The sequence below is a fragment of the Rhizobium sp. USDA 4016 genome (assembly GCF_056279705.1).
The window spans coordinates 85173-104570 of record NZ_JBWCCY010000003.1; the positions used below are offsets into that span (position 1 = coordinate 85173).

The 19398-nt window shown below is 56.1% G+C and carries 12 protein-coding genes and 3 pseudogenes; 6 read left to right on the plus strand and 9 right to left on the minus strand.

Going from position 1 to position 19398, the window contains the following annotated elements:
- The first annotated feature begins 18 nt into the window (after positions 1 to 18).
- The 3 genes from ACZ9DP_RS13445 (at position 19) to ACZ9DP_RS13455 (ending at position 4756) form a co-directional block, all read left to right on the plus strand.
- A complete protein-coding gene (locus tag ACZ9DP_RS13445) occupies positions 19 to 1350 on the plus strand; it encodes an MATE family efflux transporter (RefSeq protein ID WP_476202371.1) in 1332 nt (443 codons plus the stop codon).
- Between the two features lie 568 nt (positions 1351 to 1918).
- Positions 1919 to 2605: a response regulator transcription factor gene (locus ACZ9DP_RS13450; RefSeq protein ID WP_476202372.1), complete on the plus strand. Its 687-nt coding sequence runs from the start codon at positions 1919 to 1921 to the stop codon at positions 2603 to 2605.
- A gap of 909 nt (positions 2606 to 3514) precedes the next feature.
- Positions 3515 to 4756, plus strand: a complete 1242-nt coding sequence (locus ACZ9DP_RS13455) for an ATP-grasp domain-containing protein (protein WP_476202374.1) — start codon at positions 3515 to 3517, stop codon at positions 4754 to 4756.
- Between the two features lie 280 nt (positions 4757 to 5036).
- On the opposite strand, the gene ACZ9DP_RS13460 is transcribed toward ACZ9DP_RS13455, so the two are convergent.
- A complete protein-coding gene (locus tag ACZ9DP_RS13460) occupies positions 5037 to 5228 on the minus strand; it encodes a hypothetical protein (protein ID WP_476202375.1) in 192 nt (63 codons plus the stop codon).
- Between the two features lie 53 nt (positions 5229 to 5281).
- Here ACZ9DP_RS13460 and ACZ9DP_RS13465 point away from each other — a divergent pair.
- Both ACZ9DP_RS13465 and ACZ9DP_RS13470 read left to right on the plus strand, forming a co-directional pair.
- Positions 5282 to 5542: pseudogene (locus ACZ9DP_RS13465) on the plus strand (IS110 family transposase); the annotation flags it as partial.
- 544 nt (positions 5543 to 6086) lie between these two features.
- Positions 6087 to 6506 (plus strand): annotated as a pseudogene (locus ACZ9DP_RS13470) (IS66 family transposase); the annotation flags it as partial.
- 40 nt (positions 6507 to 6546) lie between these two features.
- Here ACZ9DP_RS13470 and ACZ9DP_RS13475 read toward each other — a convergent pair.
- The 6 genes and pseudogenes from ACZ9DP_RS13475 to ACZ9DP_RS13500 form a co-directional block, all read right to left on the minus strand.
- Entirely contained in the window at positions 6547 to 7434 is an 888-nt protein-coding gene (locus tag ACZ9DP_RS13475) for a MurR/RpiR family transcriptional regulator (RefSeq protein ID WP_476202376.1), read from the minus strand.
- Positions 7435 to 7448: 14 nt separating this feature from the next.
- On the minus strand, positions 7449 to 7592 hold the full coding sequence (locus ACZ9DP_RS13480; protein ID WP_476202377.1) for a hypothetical protein: 144 nt from the start codon (positions 7590 to 7592) through the stop codon (positions 7449 to 7451).
- 776 nt (positions 7593 to 8368) lie between these two features.
- Complete coding sequence (locus ACZ9DP_RS13485) at positions 8369 to 9418, minus strand: KamA family radical SAM protein (protein ID WP_476202760.1); 1050 nt, start codon at positions 9416 to 9418, stop codon at positions 8369 to 8371.
- A 237-nt stretch (positions 9419 to 9655) separates the two neighbouring features.
- Positions 9656 to 11062 (minus strand): annotated as a pseudogene (locus tag ACZ9DP_RS13490) (condensation domain-containing protein); the annotation flags it as partial.
- Between the two features lie 817 nt (positions 11063 to 11879).
- Positions 11880 to 13172: a diaminobutyrate--2-oxoglutarate transaminase gene (gene ectB / locus ACZ9DP_RS13495; RefSeq protein WP_476202379.1), complete on the minus strand. Its 1293-nt coding sequence runs from the start codon at positions 13170 to 13172 to the stop codon at positions 11880 to 11882.
- Positions 13173 to 14031: 859 nt separating this feature from the next.
- Positions 14032 to 14877, minus strand: coding sequence for a LuxR family transcriptional regulator (locus ACZ9DP_RS13500; protein ID WP_476202380.1), 846 nt, complete (start codon positions 14875 to 14877; stop codon positions 14032 to 14034).
- Positions 14878 to 15931: 1054 nt separating this feature from the next.
- Between ACZ9DP_RS13500 and ACZ9DP_RS13505 the strand changes: the two genes are divergently transcribed.
- Complete coding sequence (locus tag ACZ9DP_RS13505; protein ID WP_476202382.1) at positions 15932 to 16615, plus strand: winged helix-turn-helix domain-containing protein; 684 nt, start codon at positions 15932 to 15934, stop codon at positions 16613 to 16615.
- A 232-nt stretch (positions 16616 to 16847) separates the two neighbouring features.
- Here ACZ9DP_RS13505 and ACZ9DP_RS13510 read toward each other — a convergent pair whose 3' ends face one another.
- Together ACZ9DP_RS13510 and ACZ9DP_RS13515 are read right to left on the minus strand one after the other, a co-directional pair.
- The gene (locus ACZ9DP_RS13510) at positions 16848 to 17753 is read right to left on the minus strand and encodes a glycosyltransferase family 2 protein (RefSeq protein ID WP_476202383.1); all 906 of its coding nucleotides are present in this window, start codon (positions 17751 to 17753) and stop codon (positions 16848 to 16850) included.
- A gap of 1 nt (position 17754) precedes the next feature.
- Positions 17755 to 19233, minus strand: coding sequence for a Gfo/Idh/MocA family oxidoreductase (locus ACZ9DP_RS13515; RefSeq protein ID WP_476202384.1), 1479 nt, complete (start codon positions 19231 to 19233; stop codon positions 17755 to 17757).
- Between the last annotated feature and the right edge of the window lie 165 nt (positions 19234 to 19398).

Here is a 19398-nt window from a genome sequence, read left to right on the forward strand (position 1 = left end):
AATCGAGTTGAAACAAAAATGGCCAGTCTCGCTTCCAAATCATTCCCGGTCACCAATCGGCAGGTACTGGCGATCGCCATTCCTACAACGTTCGCGTCCCTTACGACGCCGCTGCTCGGCCTCGTCGGCGCGGCCGTGGTCGGCCGACTCGGCGATACCGCCTTGCTTGGCGGTTTCGCAGCGGGTGGCGTGGTTATCGACGGCGTTTTTGCGACCTTCAATTTCTTGCGCTCCGGCACGGCCGCTCTTGTCGCCCAAGCTTCTGGCAGAGGCGATGCCCTGGAAGAGCGGGCAGTCTTCTTGCGTGCACTTGTGATCGCCGTCCTCTTCGGCTTCGCTCTGGTGCTGCTTGCACCGCTGATTGCCGCCGCCGGCGAATGGTTCATGAACGCGGAACCGGGCCTGATCGCCTCAATGGATCTTTGCATTCGGTTCCGCCTTATCTCGGCGCCAGCAGCGCTCATAAACTATGCGAGTTTCGGCTATTTCCTCGGACGTGGCGAGGCCGGCCTTGCACTTCTCCTGCAACTCCTCCTTAACGGGGTGAACATCGCATTGTCGATCTTTCTTGGCCTTTATCTCGGCTGGGGGATTGCAGGCGTCGCCTTGGGAACGATGTGCGGCGAAGTCGCCGCCATGAGCGCCGGCTTAGTCATCCTGCTTGGGCGCTTCCGGGCGATGCCGAAGAGATCGCCTCAACATACGTTCAACGTCGTGGCGGTGAGGTCGATGCTTCACCTCAACACGGACATCACGATCCGGTCCTTTGTGCTCATGGGCGCGTACATCCTGTTTATGCGGCAGAGTGCGCAGCTGGGCACGCTGACCCTCGCCGCCAATGCGGTGCTTATGCACTCTCTACTGTTCGCAGACAACTTCCTCGGCGGGTTCGCGGCAGCCGCACAGCAACTCGCTGGTCGTGCCATCGGAGCCTGTGATCAGCCGGCTTTCGTGCGTGTCGTCAGACTGACCGCCGGCTGGGGATTCGCGCTTGCGGTCTTTGCGAGCGTCCTGGTCTTCGCATTCGGCGAACAGTTCGTCGGCTCCATAACAAAGGCAGCTGACGTGCGCGCGGAGGCGGTATTCTATCTTCCTTGGGCGGTCTTCACAGCACCGAGCGGTGTGCTGGCCTTCCAAATGAACGGCGTGTTCGTGGGCGCGACTTGGTCGCGCGACATACGCAACATCATGGTTATATCCTTCGCAGCCTTTATCGCTGCGTTGTTCGTGTTCGGGCAGATGTTCGGCAACCACGGGCTCTGGGCCGCCCTTCACGTTTTTCTGCTCGTCCGGGGGATAATCCTGCTGTCGGTCATGCCTCGCCGTCTCCGAGCCACTTTTGCGGAATGATCAGGCGTGGTTCGTCACGCTCGCTGCCAAGAAGCACGTTTGGCGGCCAAATAGAACAAGGCGCTCATAAGTATCGGAGAGATTGAGAATTGGGCAGTCGAGCGGTAGGGATGGGAAAATGCCGCGGACCTGACGTTGCCTGTTTGGTTTGTAAAATCCGCGACACCGAATTTGTCGCTCGGCTGCTTAGCTTGTTCTATCTAAACCATTGCACCAAAAACAAAAAACTCTGCAAGCTGCTTGTTCACCAGTTGGCATGCCTTTTGTATTTCCCTTCTTGTGGGCCAACAGACAACCGAACGACATCCAAAACTTGGTGCGACCACGAGGCATGGAGGGAAGTTGGAGAGCACCGTTAAGGCCTGTGTGCGCATAAGGCGTGCCGGCGCAGTCTGTGCCCGATTGGCAGATGACGTAGATATTGACCCCTTGGCGCACCTGAATTGGCCGGGCGCCGGGGCCGGTAAACGAAAATGTGTCGGCAGAATGACTGGTGAGGATAACATTGAGGAATGAACGGGGTGCTAGGAGTCAGGTGTCTACGCGGCCGGTTGCAATTACTGCAGCGATGACCCCTCTGGTCCTGATTTGTTCAGAAGATGCCGAGTTTGTGTTGTTCTTCAGTCATTTCTTAGAGGCGGATGGCTTCGAAAGCGGGCTGGTGGGCGGCGTCGAGGAAGCGGTCCGACAGGCGACTGAGCAGGCTCCTCACGCCATTCTCCTTGACTGTCAACCGGCTAGCGGCGTAGGACGGGCGATCTGCGCACAACTAAAAGGCGAGCTGCGGCCTGCCGCCCCGCGTGTGGTCGCGCTGATTGCACCGGGCGCCGAACAACAGCACCTCGACCTTCTAAAGGCCGGTATCGACGAAAGTTTCGTACGGCCCTTCGCGCCAGCCAAACTGCTCGCCTATCTACACGCGAAACTTGTATACGGGGACGAGGACTGCCGACCGCTGGTTTGCGGAGACCTTGAAATGCGCCTCGCCAGTATTCGGGTACGCTGCAACGGCCAGCAGATCCATCTAAGCCGGACCGAATTTAATCTGCTGCGCCATCTAATCGAGAGTCGACGTAAGGTATGCAGCCGCCATGAACTGATGGGCGCGGCCTGGCCCGAAAACATCTATGTCCATGAGCGCACTGTCGACGTCCATATCAGTCGGCTCCGGAAGGCGCTTAAGGCAGTTTCGTCCCACAATGTCATACGAACGGTACGCTCGACAGGCTATGCCCTGGAAGAGCAGGAAACCTGACCAATTGTCCCAATAGACGTACAAGAACACGAGATGCGACTTAAGAACTTGCTCAGCTCTCTGAGCGGATTGCCCGTCGTCGTGGCGCAAGCCACATTGGGGAAAGCGCAGGCGGAATCTTTCGACGTAAAGGGGGCGGATCAACGGGCTGGTGCCGAGCGGTGGTTATGAGCCGGCGCTGGGCGGGGTTACCCGTGCGCAAGGCAAGCCGCATCACTTTGCTTGGCCGCTCGGCCAGCTGGCCAAGAATAACCACCTCAATGTCCCGCCTTATTGTCCGCTAAATTGCGGACACGCCGATCGTCAACGCCGGTTGGCAACTCACCGTCGACGACGGTCAGCCTCGCCAACCAGCTGGTCAAGGTATGCTACCCGATGATCCGAGTCATTTGTGCCCGGCGCTGGAGAGCATCGCTGCCCCCATCCTGTTTGCTCAACAGGCTCACTACGGTACGATTATCTGCGATCTCGAGCGCAACAGCGTTCTTGATCTGCTCCCCGAACGAAATGCAAATGTCGTAACTGCATGGCTGGCGCGTCATCGGGGTAGAAATCATTTAGGCCATGAATGAAATCGGAGCAGGAGGTCATGACGGCCAAGAAAACCCCTCGTAGAAGCAAGCATCGCTGCAAAGCTTGCGGCAATTCCGCAAGGATCAACGTCGCAATCTATGTAAAGAGGTCACGCGCCTGTGCAACGCTGGAATCGCCTCGCCGAGACAGGTTGCAGAGCAGGTTGGATTGAGTGTCCGTGCGCACAACGTCTCCTTCAAATAACTTCACAGAATCTTTGCAGTTGCGAATTGCAGACAATGATACGCTCACCGCAGGTCTGAGGCACGGGTGAAAAAGCTAATGTCGCTTTGCGCTCGGATCACCTCAGAGCGCGCAACGTGGAGATCAACGCTAATGGCGAGCAGAGCGCTCATCCTAGTTGAAGGTCATAGGGGTAACGGTCCGCTATACATCCGAGCGGCTCAATGTCTTGGCCTTCATCCGATTACCCTATCGGCTGATCCAGCTCAGTACGACTATCTTGCGGCCGGCGTCTTTGAGGCAATCCGTGTCGACACAGATAATTTCGACGCGGTCCTAAACGAATGTTGTCAGGTATGTACGAGGTATGACATTGCTGGCATTACTGGGTTCACCGGCCTCGACGAGTCGCTTTATGTAACAGTTGCCAAGCTCTGCCGGTACTTCGATCTACCAGGACCAAACCCCGCGTCGATTGAACGATGCTGCGACAAGTTCGTTCAACGTCAACTCCTCGCCGAGGCCGACGTTCCAATGCCAGCTTTTCGGTTAGCGGCCAATGCGGCCGAAGTAGAAGCCTCTGCCTCAGAGATTGGCTTGCCCGTGGTCCTAAAGCCAGCTGTAGGCAGTGGCAGCAACGGTGTCCGATTGTGCCGCGATGAAGTTGAGTTAGCCGAGCATTCGACCCGCCTGCTAGGTGGGAAACACAAGTGGCGGTCTTCACAGAAGATATTGGTCGAAGAATTCTCAGAAGGCCCCCAATATAGCGCTGATACGATGGGAAGTGCAGTAATTGCGGTTGGTGCGGCTGACTTCGGCCATCCACCGCATTTCGTCGTTCGTGAAACCGTCTTTCCGGCCCCGCTGACTGATGGCGAGTATAAACGTATCACCGATGTTTCGCTGAACTGCTTGCGAGCTCTCGGCCTTGGCTGGGGGCCAACGAATATTGAATTCCGATGGACGAAGCTTGGGCCGGTCGTTATCGAAGTCAATCCGCGTCTTCCGGGCTGGACCACTCCTCGGCTGGTTCAACTGGCTTACGGTATCGACCTCGTCACCGAACACATCAAGCTCGTCGTCGGCGAGGAATGCGATTTGCGCGCAAGGCATTCGCATACTGCGGCCGCGCGGAATCTGGTTCCTGATCGCGATGGTATCCTTGCTTGGATCGATGGCGACGGTCGGGCGGCCGCTGTACCGGGTGTCGTGGAGGTCAGGTTCTATGTTAAACCTAAGACGCCGATCGTCAGGAATGGTGATTACCTAGACTCGATCGGACATGTCATCGCCGCTTCGCCCACCCGTATTCGGACCGAGGCCATTCTTCAGCGTGCCGTCGACCTAATCAGTTGGTCGATCACATCATGTCCAACATCTGGCGAACAGGAATAGTCTGAAACTCCCTGCATCGCTGCACCAGCGCAGGTGGCGCTCGACAGCAGGTGATTGTCGCCGTGAAATTGGCGCAATGAAAGCACGGGAGAAGCAGGGCAACGATGATGCTTGGCGTCCCCGCTGACCGGCTGGATCGAGGGAATGATCGAGCAGACGTCATTTTCTTCGGGCTGCCGCGCCAGCACTACAAAGTAAGTCTGTATGTCCTTCTTCGTGGTTGAGGTGGCTCGCCCTACACTGGTCTTCCGAGGGTTGCTCGGATAGGCCGAGCCGTTCCTCACGACAGGAGGACGAGCCGTGGCAGATTATAGAGAAGCTTTTGTCGGAAATCGATGTCGCCAAGCTGAAGAATCCAATTGCGATTGCTGAATCTGGCCGGAACGGAGAGATCCGTTATGTCGGCGAGGTTGATGCATCGGATGCCAGCATGCGCCGCATTATCCAGCGAATAGTCGCGAAGTTTGGTCACGTGCATTTCTGCTACGAGGCCGGCCCCACCGGTTAGGGCCTTCACCGGCTCATCAAGTCGCTCACATGCTTGTTGAGAGTGCGTGGACGTATCGCCATCCGCCGAAGGTGGGCGTAAGGAAGCTGTACTGCTTGGAGGAAGCCCCGCCGAAAGTGCGAGAAATCGCGTGGAAAGCTCAGAGCCGATTGACGCCTCGATATCGCTTGCTGGCCGCACGTGGAAAACGAACGACGGTGGTTTGCACTGCAATTGCCCGTGAACTGGCCGGCTTCATGTGGGCTGTTGCAAGGGAGGCGCAGGCGATCAGAACATAGGTCACTGCAGCGAACTTGCACCTCGCGCATGGGCGGAGACGGGACAACGGCAGGGGAATATCCGTCAGCCGCTTTGTGACCGGTACTGACCGACGCCCGCAGTAAGATAGGAATAGCCCCGGACGCACAATCGGGAATGCGGTATCCAACCCGCGCATCAGAGCTTGATCACCGACGTCCTTGAGTTCCGCCTCCACCAGGTAGTGGCCGACGCCGGGAGTGGAGCGACGAGCGGAAGGCGCAGATCGTTGCTGAAAGCGGGTGTCACGGTATGCGCGGTAGCACGGCGTCATGGACTGACCTGTGAGCAATTATTTCACCTGGCGACGGCTGGCCCGCAAGTCGTGCGATACCCTGCCGGTGGCTGAAGAAGTTCGTTGTTTGCGCCAGCGGTCTTGGACGTGTTTGCGATACCTGCAGCGAAAGAGACGAAACGAGCGCGTCCATCGAGACAGCGAGCCCGTCCCGGTGTAAGTGAACTGGAGACCGGCGGCGTGCTCGTGAGGATAATGACTGCCCCTGCTGTGGCAATGACCTGCCTTGGATCGGCGACGACGTCAGCGAGAAGCTCGACATCGTTCCGGCCCAGTCCCGCGTTCTGACAATTCGCCGCCCCAAAATATGCCTGCCGTGCCTGTGAGGAGGTCGTTGCCCAGGCCTCGGCTCCCGCGCGGCTGATCGAAGGCGGCATTCCGACAGAAGCAACGATCGCGCAGGCGCTCGTCTCCAAATACGCCGACACCTCCCGCTCTACAGGCAGGCGCAAATCTATAAACGCCAAGGGATCCATCTCGGTTGCTCGACGGTCGCAGATTGGGTCGGCCGTGCCGCGCGGTACCTGCGCCCGGTCCACCAACGACTGCTGGAGCATCTGAAGGCCTCGTCCAATTACCGCCGACGAGACGACCGCTCTCAGAGAGCACAAAGAAACTTGCGCTCCCTCACAGAGCATGACTACCCATGGCCGTCCCAATTTGCGAACTGACGCACGAAACCTAGGTCGATCAAGTCTTGCGCTTACACGGTGCCCGCAGGACATAGGTGTCGAATTCTGCGAGGTGTGCTTCGTACGCCTCCAAAGTTTGGAGCGCGCAGCTTCCGCGTCTGGCCGCGATCAATTCTACGAGACATTCCACCGCTGCGAACGCAGGGGTCATGGTGTGAAAAAACGAGGGTGTTTCAGTCTGAACGCTGATCACAATTTCCGAAAGCTTAGCGATCGGAGATAGTTCGCTGTCGGTCAAAGCGACTAGTTTCGCACCGTGCGAGACAGCGAACTCGGCGACCTGCATTGTATGGCGACTGTACGGACTGACCGTAATCGCTAATAATACGTCTCCGGGACCGAGAAATCTGAGTGCATCATTCGCCGTGGCCCCTATTCCATCGATTAGTATCGTGGGCGAGCCAAGCAATGACCCGACATAGTGCATCAGATGGGCCGCTGGAAAACTCGAGCGGAGGCCGATGCAAAAAATTTGCCTTGCCTCCACCATAAGGTCGGCTGCTGCTGCCAGCACGGAAATCATGGCGGGCCGCGCGAACTCGCTTAGATGGCCATGCAAGGCTTTAATTGTATCGCCGATGAGAACACCATCGCCCTCGATATCCCGTCGCACCAGCAATTCCTCTTCACGCCCGACGAAACTCTCTGGCCCCTCCCTGATGCTGGTCGCGAATACCTCCTTCAATTTCTCGAAACCATCGAAGCCAAGGCGCTTCGCAAGTCGCGTTAGTGTTGCCGGCGGCACTCGTGCTCGACGCGCCTGCTCTCTCATCGAGAGCAGTGCGACCTCAGTCGGATGATCAATCAACCAACGCGCAGCGATCTTCATTTGGCGGGGGAAGCGCTCGTAGCTGTCCTTTATGAGATTTGCGACGGTGAAATCCATTCTGACTTACTTCCTCAGGTCGATCGATCAAGGCTGAGAACCAGCAGAAGCGCAAACAGCATTGCTGCAACGAGGCTCAACGGCCACTTCGTGCCGTAACTATGGTCTTTCTTAAGCACCCAACGCAACGCGACAATGACGAGGAGCACGAACAGCACGTTGCGGGCGCCTTGTAGAACTGGGTGGGCAACTCGGTGCACGGCTCTTCGGGCTATCCGTCGTGAGCTCTGTCACGGTCCGGGCGACTAGGATTTCTGCGACCTGCCGCGCGTAATCTCCTCTCCAACGCATTGATGCGAATGAATGAGTGAGGTCGGGCGGCAGGTGGCTGACCACTCGCTCGCGAAAGACGGCGGAAGCGTGAACGCTTCGCGCAACCATAATGAGATGACTCGGGTCGTGATGCGGACATCTGCGCGAGATGGGAGCCGGGGTCCGCCGCCAGGCGGGGAGCTGAAACTCTGATGGAGCCGTAAGCTGTCGAAACCGGCTCCACCTACGCGGGCGAACCGCAGCTTGCCAGATCATCCTCGGTGATGAGACCGCCGGCCGCGCGTATATCGGCTGCGATCGGCTGGGCGATCCCGCCGGCAGGCGATGCGCGCAGAGAGGTCTGTGCTGCAATAGCGTAGCCGGATAGCCTTTTCCATGATGTAGATAGCGGTCGTCATTACCCTTTCGCGACCAAGCACGCCTTCCCCGGGCGCGCGGTCCAGCGAGGCAGTACTCGGTGGAATTGGCGAAGCGATGCTGCCGTGCCGCAGTCACCGCCCCATCAACACCCTCCCTGTCGACACACAGCGTTTCTACCTTGGCAAGCGGCAGAGTCACCGCCACCGCCTCACGGCGCTTCCGTATAGGAAAACGGCGGGCCCTCTGTGCTCTACTCGTTCTGTGTCGGTAGTCCGCAATGCGGGCGAGCACTTCCATCTCATTATTTGGGCAAATCGTCCAACCAGCGGGCGCCCTCGATATGCGGCCGGGAAAAGATCTTTCCGATCTTTTCCGAAGCCTTGCTTTGATGGTATCGCATATACATGCGGTCATCGGCTCCAAGGTCCAGGATCTCAATCTTTCCTGTGTAATGCGACATGACGTATTTGAATGTCTTTTGGATGCCGCTCAGACGTTGGTTGATGCCTTGCACAATCTCTAGTCCGCGGCGGAGTGAAACCTGAAAATGCGATGCACCTTTCACCGGCCTGCCTTGAAAGAGATAATATGGGCGGATACCTATTTGATGACACTTGGCGAAGGTTGCCGCTAAGATCTCGGCATCATCGTTGACTTTCCGGAGAAGCACGGATTGATTGAGGAACTGCACGCCACGCTCGCGTAACCAGCGAATGTTGCGCTCAGCATCGACCGAGATTTCACCGATGTGGTCGAAATGTGTGACGATCACTGCGGCCTTGCCCGCTTCATGGATCCGTTGGAACAAAGCCGGTAACGCAGGGTCCTCGAACCTCTTGGGCGTGTAGGCGACCATTTTTGTGCCGAATCGAATGGACTCTAAATGTGGGAACGGCAGCAGATGGTCAAGAATTTCATCGAGTCTGGCGGTGCTGAGCATGAACGGGTCGCCTCCCGAGAGCAGCACGTTCGTCATCTCAGGATGACTTCCGATATATTGCGCAATCTGCGCGAAATCAGCTGCGATTTCATCGGAGTCCTTGCCAACAATGCGTTTGCGAAAGCAGTAACGGCAGTATGAAGCGCAACGGTCCGTTACCAGCAACAATCCCGTCCGGGCGTATTTGTGCTGAAAGCCCGGTACAACCGTGTTATCGTGCTCGCCGCTCGTATCCAGATTGCCAGGACTCTCGAACTCTTCGAATGAGGGTTCTACGATGTATTTGAGCTGGTCATAATAGCCACTCTTGATGATCTGTTCACGATAGAATCTTGTGACATGATAGCGCGTGATGCTGTTGGCTTGCAGCTCACCGGGGGTAACGATGCGCGTCCCCTCAACGAAATTCATGACGGCGGTATCGGTTGGCGGATCCGAGCTGATGGGCGAATATTGAAACGAGCAATCTTGAGGCGCCGCAGACGTCGCCCGCACGTTCAGCTCACTATAGCTCGGGCTCTGATCCTTGCAGTCAACCGAGATCGCCACTGGATTCCCCTCCTGCTTCGCCCCAAAAAGCTCTTGAATGCGCCCGTCCTGGGGATAGGCCGCTTCCGTCTGGTTCGGCTCTGCCAGAAGACGGTGACGTTCCTCCCCCAACGGAAGTGCCGCCGACCAAACTCGCTGCCCAAGGTCGGCCGCCATCTCGCTCAGCGCGTGCTGCAAATAGCTCACAAACGGCTCGACCGTGCTGCGCTCAAACAGCGACGGCGCGTAGATCAGCCTTCCACGAATCGCCTCGCCGACCTCAACAAACTCAAGCGCAAGATCATGTTGCTCCACACGTTCGTCAACGCTGAGGTACTCAAGTTTCAGCCCCGGCATCTCCGCAGGCGCCGCACCATTATTTCGCCATACAAGTTTACCCGCGAAGATCGCGGTGTGAGATTCGTTACGGGGCGGATTGGCGAGTTCGATCACCTGTTCAAACGCCAGGTCCTGGTATGCCTGCGCCCAAAGCGCGGCGTTCACCCGCTCCAGCAAGGCCTCCAGAGTCGGATCGCCTGACAGATCAATCCGCAGCGTCGGCGCGTTGACGAAGGGGCCGATCAGCCCCGCAATCTCCGAGCGCGTGCGGTTGGCGTCCGACGTGCCAATGACTAACTCTTCCTGACCCGACAACCGTGCCAACACGAGCGCCCAGCCAGCCAGCAGAGTCACGAACAATGTGATCCCGTGACGTCGGCTCTGCGCCTTGAGCCGCGTGGTCAGCGGCTCCTGTAACACGAACTCGACGTAACTGTCCCTGCAGTCCTGCCGCGCCGGACGCGGCCGGTCTGTCGGCAGTTTCAGCATCGTTGGCGCGCCCACCGGCGTCCGGTCACGATGTTCCGACTGGCCCTCCAACAGCTCGCCCGCCAGCCAACGACGCTGCCCAACCGCATAGTCCGCATACTGCACCGGCAACGGCGACAGCCGATCGGCGCGGCCGTTGCGGGCCGCAGTGTAGAGCTCGCTCAAGTCGCGCGCCAGGATCTTTCCAGACTGGTCATCCGAGATCATGTTGTGCATGGTAATAAGCAGCACGTGGTCGTCCACTGCCAAGCGCAAGAGCCGAGCACGGATCAGCGGCCCGGCTTCCAAGTCGAACGTTGCCTGCGCTTCGTGGCTCATGAACTTCGCGAGGGTCGCCTCCACATCTGCTGCCGCCGTCAGATCGTGCTGTTTCAGTGGCATCCGGCCGCCCGACGGCCCGATCCGCTGGAACGGTCGGCCGTCGTCCACCCCGAAGGTAGTGCGGAGCAGCTCATGACGCGCCACCAACCCGCCCAAAGCAGACCGAAGGACTGCCTCGTTCAACTCGCCGCGAAGCCGAAGCTCCATCTGAACGTGACGGGCTTGGCTGCCGTCCGCCAGACGCGACGAGAGCCAAAGCCGCTCCTGGGGCAACGACAGCGGCACCCGCGGTGGCCGAGGCAAAGCTTCAATTGGCGGAACCGCACCCAACAGTGCAGCGTCTATCGCATTGATTGGGAGCGTTCGAGTAATTTTCATGGTAGAGCTCTTCGGCCGGAGACTGCAGGATCGCCATGGTCGTAACGTGTTCTTTACCCTGTCCCTTGCAATCGGCGTGCCACTGAACAGATCGTGGGGCAAGAGGCGCAAGGTCAAGTGATTTGCTCGCAGCAACGGAACTTTGCGACCAGTATGTCAGCTTCCGAACATAAACAGGGCTTGTCGCAAACTCGGACTTTGGGCGCGGGGATGTCGTGAAAAGTCTGCTTCAGGCTTCGTTAACCATTGCGTTCCGAAGAGGCGCGCATCGCTGACCGCATACTGCCGCGACCAGATCGGTTCTCTTGGCCGCAATGAACGACGTGCCTGAACTAAGGCTCGGTGGACACGTCGAACCTGCGATGACTGCAGTACGACCCGTATCTCCTAATAATTGCTGCCGCAATGTCCTGCGTGAAGTCTCAGGCATAGCTCGCAGCGGATTGGTCGCGGCTCGTGTCGACGATCTCTTGCCGGTCCCGTACGCTCCATGTGCCTTTCACTTTACCCCGGACATCGCCGAGATACTAGCCTTCCACAACAGGCGATTGTCCACGAACTGCTGATGCGGACAGCAGTCCGGACGCTGCAGATCCCAAAAGGCTGGGCGTCGAGATCGGCATCATTGGCGTGCTTCACACCGGGGAAAAGGCCACGCCCCATCATCCCCATGTCCGTTGCGCGTCGTGCCTAGCGGATCTCTCACCAGACCGGTCAAATGCGTTGCATTCCGGCCGGGCCTCTTTCGCTGACATCTTCGCTCAAGATGAACTCCGCTTCTCCAACGGGCTTGCCCATCTCGACGACCCGCCCGCCTTCACTGGCAATCTCCCGCAGGCTCGCTTGCGCGCGCCGCCCCGTCCAGAATGTCCAGACCGCGTTGAAGCGTCTGCCCGTCAATAGTCAATGGAGGAAGAAATTTGATCACCTGGTTCTCCGCGCCGCATCGTTCTATCACAAGTCCGTCCTCGAAGGCCTGGCGGACAATTTTCTCGGCCAGTTTGCCCGTATTGCAGTCGAGCCCCATCATCATGCCCCTTCCACGTACGGAAAGGTTAGAATCTCGGTTGCTTTGAGCGACTTGCCGAAGGCGCTCGCTCAGGATGCGTCCTGTTTCGACAACACACTTAGACAGGTTTTCATTTGTCCAGTATTTGCGCAAGGCAGCCGTCGCCGTTACGAGTGCAAGATTGTTGCCTCTGAAAGTCCCACTGTGTTCGCCCGGTTGCCAAACGTCTAACTCGGGTTTGACCAGCAAAAGGGACAGCGGCAGCCCACAGCCACTGAGCGACTTCGACAAAAGAACGATGTCTGGAGATATATCCGCAAATTCAAAGCTGAAAAAATCTCCCGTTCGCCCGCAGCCCGCCTGAATGTCATCGACAATCAGGAGGATGCTGTTCATTCTGCAAAGTCGCTCGATGGACTGTAACCAGTCTTTGCTTGCAGGATTGATGCCCCCCTCACCTTGGATGGTTTCCAGAATGATGGCTGCCGGCATGTCAACACCACTGCTAGCATCGGCGAGCACCGTGTCCAGATATTCTGAAGTGTCTTTGTCGGCTCCCCAATACCCGTCGTAGGGCATGAACACTGCGCCGCCTGCAGGAAGACCTGCTGCATCTCGGTAGTATCGATTGCCAGTTACTGCAAGCGCGCCTAAGCTCACTCCATGATAGCCGTTGGTGAATGAAATTATGCTGTGCCGCCCAGTGGCCTTCCGCGCCAGTTTCAAAGCAGCTTCGACGGCATTAGCGCCCGTAGGACCGGCAAACTGAAATTTGTATGTAAGACCACGCGGGCGCAATATTATCTGGTCAAAATACTCCATAAACTCTCGTTTCGCTGACGTAGCCATGTCCAGAGCATGGATAATCCGATTTGATTTCAAGTATTCTACGGCATCGTTTAGGATGTAAGGGTCGTTGTGACCGTAATTAAGGACACTTGCGCCAGAAAGAAAATCGATAAACTCACAACCGTTTTCGTCCTCGAGAATGGCTCCTGCCGCCTTTCTGAACACCACAGGGAAGGATCGTGAATATGACCGCACGTTCGACTCGAGGGTTTCGAAGGCAAACAGCGAGTTAGAGCTACTCTCTTGAAGCATGATCTTCCTCCGTCAGACAATTGCATCATAGCGTCGCGCATAGTCCTGAATGAGCCGATGCGATCTCGGGCTGCCTTTTTTAGCCAATTTCCAGTTGGAATCGTACCCTTTTATACGACAACGACGGCCCGTGCGCCTACCTGGGATGGTAGTGTCGTCACCGATCGTTCTTTGGTAATGGCTTAGCTCGGGGCGAGAATCTGCGAAATCCAGGAATTAACCGGACGTATCGAGCGGCAATCTGGATTGCCGCGCTGCACGGACGGATTCCGATCACCGCACGGTTTCCGTCCTGATGGTGGCTTTGTGTCAGCAACCTTGAATCTCCTCTGTCCACGAGGGGCGTTTCCTGCCGTCAAAGTGAATGCTGACCATGCGGCATATAAGACAGGTGCTTCGGCCCCTCTGCCGGCTGGACAGCGAACGCGAGATCGAGGTCGTCATAGGAAGGCGTCCAAGCATGCGACCTTGCGTGCCCTTCAGGTTCAGCATTTCATGCAGGGCGACCTCATGCCACTTTGGGATCCAAGGGAGCGCTTAGCTGCTTGTTCTGGCCGGACTTCCAACGCCCTCGCCACTCTGCGCAAGGCGCTCGCGGACCCAATCGGCATTTGGCGTTCAGGTCGCCGCCAACCAGAGCGATACTGGCAGTTAAGTTACGATTTTGCGAAGAAGAGTTGTAGCCCCTTCGCAGTTCCTGCGTTTTTAATCGTGGCGGGCTCTCTTGAATGTCGGTCCGGAACCGACGCGTCGCTTCGGAGTCCTGCTTACACGCTCGTTCCTCACAAAGGCGGTAGAGGCTTTGATTTGACAGTTCCACATTTGATTTGCGGGAGCGCGTCACCTTGGATGCCGCTCTTTACAATTCGATAATCCCAAAATCCACTGCTTTCATAGCTGCGACTGTTCTGCTAGTAACATCCAATTTTCGCATCGCATTTTTTACATGAAAATTGACCGTATTGTCAGATATTCCTAAAATAATACCTATATCCCACGATGATTTACCTCTAGCGACCCACAAAATACATTCCTTTTCTCTTAACGAAAGGTTTGGGGCGCTTGCAATACCATTTGAATTCGCGAAACTCGCAACCTTCAAATGGAAATGTGCCGCGGCCAATTGCAAGTAGGTGATTGTTCTGTTGTCGAATTCGCATTCCGAAGGCTGAGCAAAGCTCATGATGGCAACGCTGCTGTCCGGGCCGTGCATCGGAACACTGATGCCTGACCTCAAGCCGAATGTCGCGGCCTCGTCGAAAACCCGCCGTTCGATTTCAGTGGTGCTTGCGTCGTTGTAGACTTCGCTCCAACGAAAGGCGCGCGCCCGCTTTCGGCTCTTGTTGATGATGGGATCTATTCTGTCATACCCCATTTCGGAACAGCGCTTCAGCCATTCATCGGGATAATTCAGCATCACCTTCGGATCGCATCGAGCCGGAGTGAAAACCTTCTGGTTGGGTCGAAGAGGACCATAGGCGATCCACGGGCAATCAAAATATAGGGCAAAACCAGACAACAGGTCGAACAACTGATCGGATCGGGCAACGGCATCAGTCTGGTGGAGAAATCGGCAAAACTCGACAGCAACCGCCTCGGTCGCTGCCTTAGGGAATGGCATCGGCGGGACCAGAGAAAGCGGATCGGACACTCTTACTGCTGGCCTTCGAACTTGAAGGGCAGCATTCACCCGTTGGCGTTCCATAGTCGCTCCTTAAGTGCACCAGATGTTGTTGTTACTGGTGCACGAAGCTTTCGGCTGTAGGCTACGGCTCTGCCACCGTGGCAGGACCGTAGTGCAGATTTATGCCGACCTGGGAGTCCTGTTGGTCGGCAGTTCCTGCCGCCTAGCCAGGATGGAGCTTCAACAATCATGCCAAACTGGAAGCAATAGCCTCAATAAAGCATTTTCCACTTTTTTACCAACGACGTAGGCTATGCCACTGCCGGCAGCTAGGTCGAATGTTCACCATCTCTCGGGTTCGACAAACCCGACAGTAGGTGTCGGTTTCCAGGCGTTTTCGCCGTCAGTTGCCACGAACTTCCATGCACCGCGCAAATTAGAGTATCGCGCCAGGAAACGGCGCCCAGGATACCTTCGAGCGGAATTCACACGCGCAATACCAGCCGCGCTGCGCATGCCCGGCTACGTCACACACGCGACGACAGCACTTACGCCATATTGCTTTAGAACGACGGCCTACTTTGGCACAGTGCATGCATGGTTGTAAGCAAAACCCATCACCGACCGAGGAGAAGTCGTCCTTATGATAACACCGATCGAAGTTGCTGTAGCCGGCCAAGCCGCGCTTTCCCAAGTCGCTGAGCCGCGAAGGCTTGGTCCCGGACCAATGATCTCAGGTGGCCCGATCTGGAAGGTACGATTGCTGAACGGTATCTCCGGGTTGATCAATCCACGATCAGCCGCTGCATTGTTGCCGTATCTACTCAACTGCTGGAGCGGTTCAACCGGTGGAACGAACTACCGGGAACTGGCATATTGACGAGAACTACATCAAAGGCCGTGGTCCAATCCCATTCATGCTGAAGCATACTGTCGGCGGCAATTCAGTACGTCACAATCCCTGTCTACCATTCGGAGGAATCTGAAATCCCCGTCGTCTCATCAGTCGCAGCATTGCTCTTCCAAACTTCGAACTCGCGACAGAACCACAAATCGAGCGGCCGGTCGATGGCACATCTGAAGGGTCTACGCGATGTCGAATGACGCTACTAATCCGGGTTCCCTGCCACCGCCAATGGTACTGATCGCCGCGGCAGACGATAGCTTTCGCACATTTTTGGAATATACAGTTAAAAGCAAGGGCCTTGCTGTTGCGGGCGTGAGCGACGGGGAGGCGCTTGCGAAGTGCCTCGAGACAATGGCCCCGGATCTGCTGCTTCTCGAATCACGTATACCCGGTGTGGAGACGCAGACACTCTGTGAACGCCTCCGCCTGGACTGCCGGACGCGGTCAATGTCAATTATCGCGCTTGCGGCCGAAGGTGATGAAGCAAGTCGGCAAGAACTGCTCGAGTCCGGTGCCGACCAGTATCTCAGCAGACCATTCTCGCCCGAGATACTCATGACAAGTATTGGCGCGATCTGGCACGACGCGAATCGGAATCCCGCCCTCGGCCTACGAGAACTCTTGACCTTTCTCGATCTCGAACTGGAGGTCAGCAGTTATCGCGTGCGGCGAAACGGCCGCACGATTCACCTCGCTCCAACGGAGTTTCGCCTGTTGCACCATCTCATGAAGAACCCACATAGGGTTTACTCCAGAGATGAACTGCGGGAGGCAGCTTGGCTGCGCGCTGTTCATGTTGGACCCCGCACCATCGATGTTCACATCGGCCGCTTGCGAGCGGCTCTCAATACGGCCGGCGGACAAAGTCTCATACGCACCGTATGGTCCGTCGGATACGCGCTTTCCGAGTAGGCACAGCGGCACAGCAGGTATTCTGACAATAGGTAGCTTCGTCGATCCGCGTCCCTCCCGTGTCCTCAATTCACGAATGCTCGGCGAGCATTCCCCGTTCTTCGCCGGGTCAATCCCAAAAATGATGGTGTCGTTGTAAGGAGTCGGAACAGGCCGAAATCTCTCATTTGCAGGGGGTAACGCGCCGCATAGGATGTTTCCTCTCGTTCACCTTTGCCGCGATGTCATCTTACTACGGGATTCCAAGCTGCTCGGTCTCGCCCAATTTTAAACTAAAGGCGCGTTGCTCTGCGACACTTTTCGCTTGCTCCAGATCATAACGAGCCATGTAAAGGAGATCGGTCAAGCGGTTCGGTTTTCTCGCAACAATTGCAGACGCCAATGCCTCAATGTCATTCTCGACTTCAGGAATGACCGCCGAGAAAAAGTCTCTGTACGCGGACACAATAGGCTTCGCAGCCTCAATTTCCGAAATCAGTTTTCTTGAAATCCGCGGGAAAGCCGAATGGATGCGATAGCCGTAGCCAGGTCCCGGAACAAATCCGATTGCAGATCTTTGTCCACGACGCCACCTCTCCGCAATAAGAGAAACGCCAAATGCCCAATCTTGCCATTTCGGAACCTCCTCGCGATGAATAATCCCGGACGCTAACTCGCTTTTTCGGTAAACGATTGAAATAGGAACATGGTGTTTGCGTAGGACGAGATCCACCTCCAAGGGATACGACGAAATTGTCAAACCAGAAAAATCACCGAACATCTGCGACATTGTATGAACAAATACGATATCGGGATTTTCGTTCAAAATATCGACCGCTTCAGATAGATAGCTTAATCCATTGGGGAGCGGTAGCAAGATATCGTCGGCATCTAGACAAACGACAAAGTCACCGGTGGCCGCTTTCAATCCTAAGTTTCGCGATGCTTGGACTCCAACGTTTTGCGAATTTCGTATTAGCTTTATTCGCCTTTCGACAACGAGGGCGTTCGTGTGGTCCAGACTCAATGCGTCATCGGATGCGTCGTCCACAACAATGATTTCGGTTTCGATACCTGAACGCAGTTCAACCGATCCGACGCACTCGGTCAAGAATGCGCCCGCATTGTGTAGCGGGACTATGACGGAGACTTTAGACATTTTAATGCTTAGCCGAAAACGCTACGTCGTCGCCCATATATGCATACCATGGATCGTCGCTCTCCTGCAGAATTGGCCAATGAGGTTCTGAATAATTGAAATCGAATGTGACATCATCGTTTCCGCCGCAGGCAACGAGCTTCAATAAACCATCGAGCACGGCACAGGAGGGAACATGCGAAGCGAAGTCACTATAGGTTGGCTCATTAAGGAGCCAGCGTCGGAAGACTTCCGCTTCAGCTGAATAAGAATAGGAGTTTCCATATGGGCGCTCGAAATGCTCCGTCCGGATGAACCCTTGCGTCCGAGCTAATCTTGCATTCGAGCGCGTCACAACTGTTGCGGAGTTGATCCCTCTTATGTCGGCATCACCCATCCGGGCGCCAATGGGATGTTTTGTCACTCTCGCAGCGATTCCAAATGCCGGCCCCAATCGGACATCAATATCAGTGCAATGAAGGCGTCCGTTGATGTTGTAAGGTACATCTGGAAATGGCCCCCAGGACCGCATGCCTGGCGTGGTCTGTTCAAGAGAAATTGTTCCCAAAGTAAGCACGCGACCTGTTCTCCGAAACTTTAGCGCAAATGACGCCACGACGTCGGTTTCTCCGTAGGTTAAACCACCCTCCAGTGTTGCGTATCGTTCATCATAGCCAGCTGTAAGTTCGTTTATTCGCTCCGGAATGCGCGAATGCTGATCATGCGGTCCGGCCGAAAAGCCGCGAAGAGTAAGCGTCAGCTCATCATCAGGATAGATGCGCCTGTTCACCAGCAGGAGCCGCGCCAGATTGTCGATGTAGTGATAGGCTCCATGCATCAACATCCCATACCCATATTTGTAGGGATGATCTTCTCGCTCGGCAAATTCGTATGGAAGGTTCCACACCCCTGCCGCTGTCTTCACATGGGCTGACGTAATGGGCATCTGCAATCGGTCCACCATCATAGCAGCAGGTTGGCGCAGGCGGCGCTCATAGATTTCATGGAGCCTTCCCATGCAAATGATAGCAGTGTGGAGATTTGAATCGGCGGATGCTTCCGCGATTGCTTTAACGCTTGGCATGAACGATGAGCGGTCAAGTACCCTGTTTTTTGTCGGAAGGACTAGAGGCTTTGCTACCAAAACATCAAACTGCGCAGCTAACCCATGCTTGATGTATGCCTCGTGGGACTGCGGCTCTGTAGTAATAACCAACTTCGTTCCATGTCCGTTGTGTGCGATGAGGACACCACAATCAACAAGCCATTCAATTCCAGCGTCCGGTCCATGCTGGAGAACTTCTTCGGGGATATATGTTCGTTCGACAGGCCTTATCGGCAATTTTGTAAGCCGATCTTCCACTTTGTCTTTCTGAGATTCGCGATCGATGACTTGGAATGTCTTTATATAGCCCTGATTGATGGCGTCGCATATGCAACGGGAATATTTGAAATCGGCCACGGGGCCGTAACCGACGATGATTAGCTTCATGGTCACCATTCGTGGGGCACATCCGGCTCGATCCTCCGGTCCCCGGTTACCGACCCGTCGACGTTCGCCGTCGCTTTGGATCGTTTATTGTCGACTATGCCAACTCGGTGTGCCGTTTTATCCAGACGTTGAATTTAAGGGCGCGACGCTCTAAACGGCCGTAACGCGTTTGCA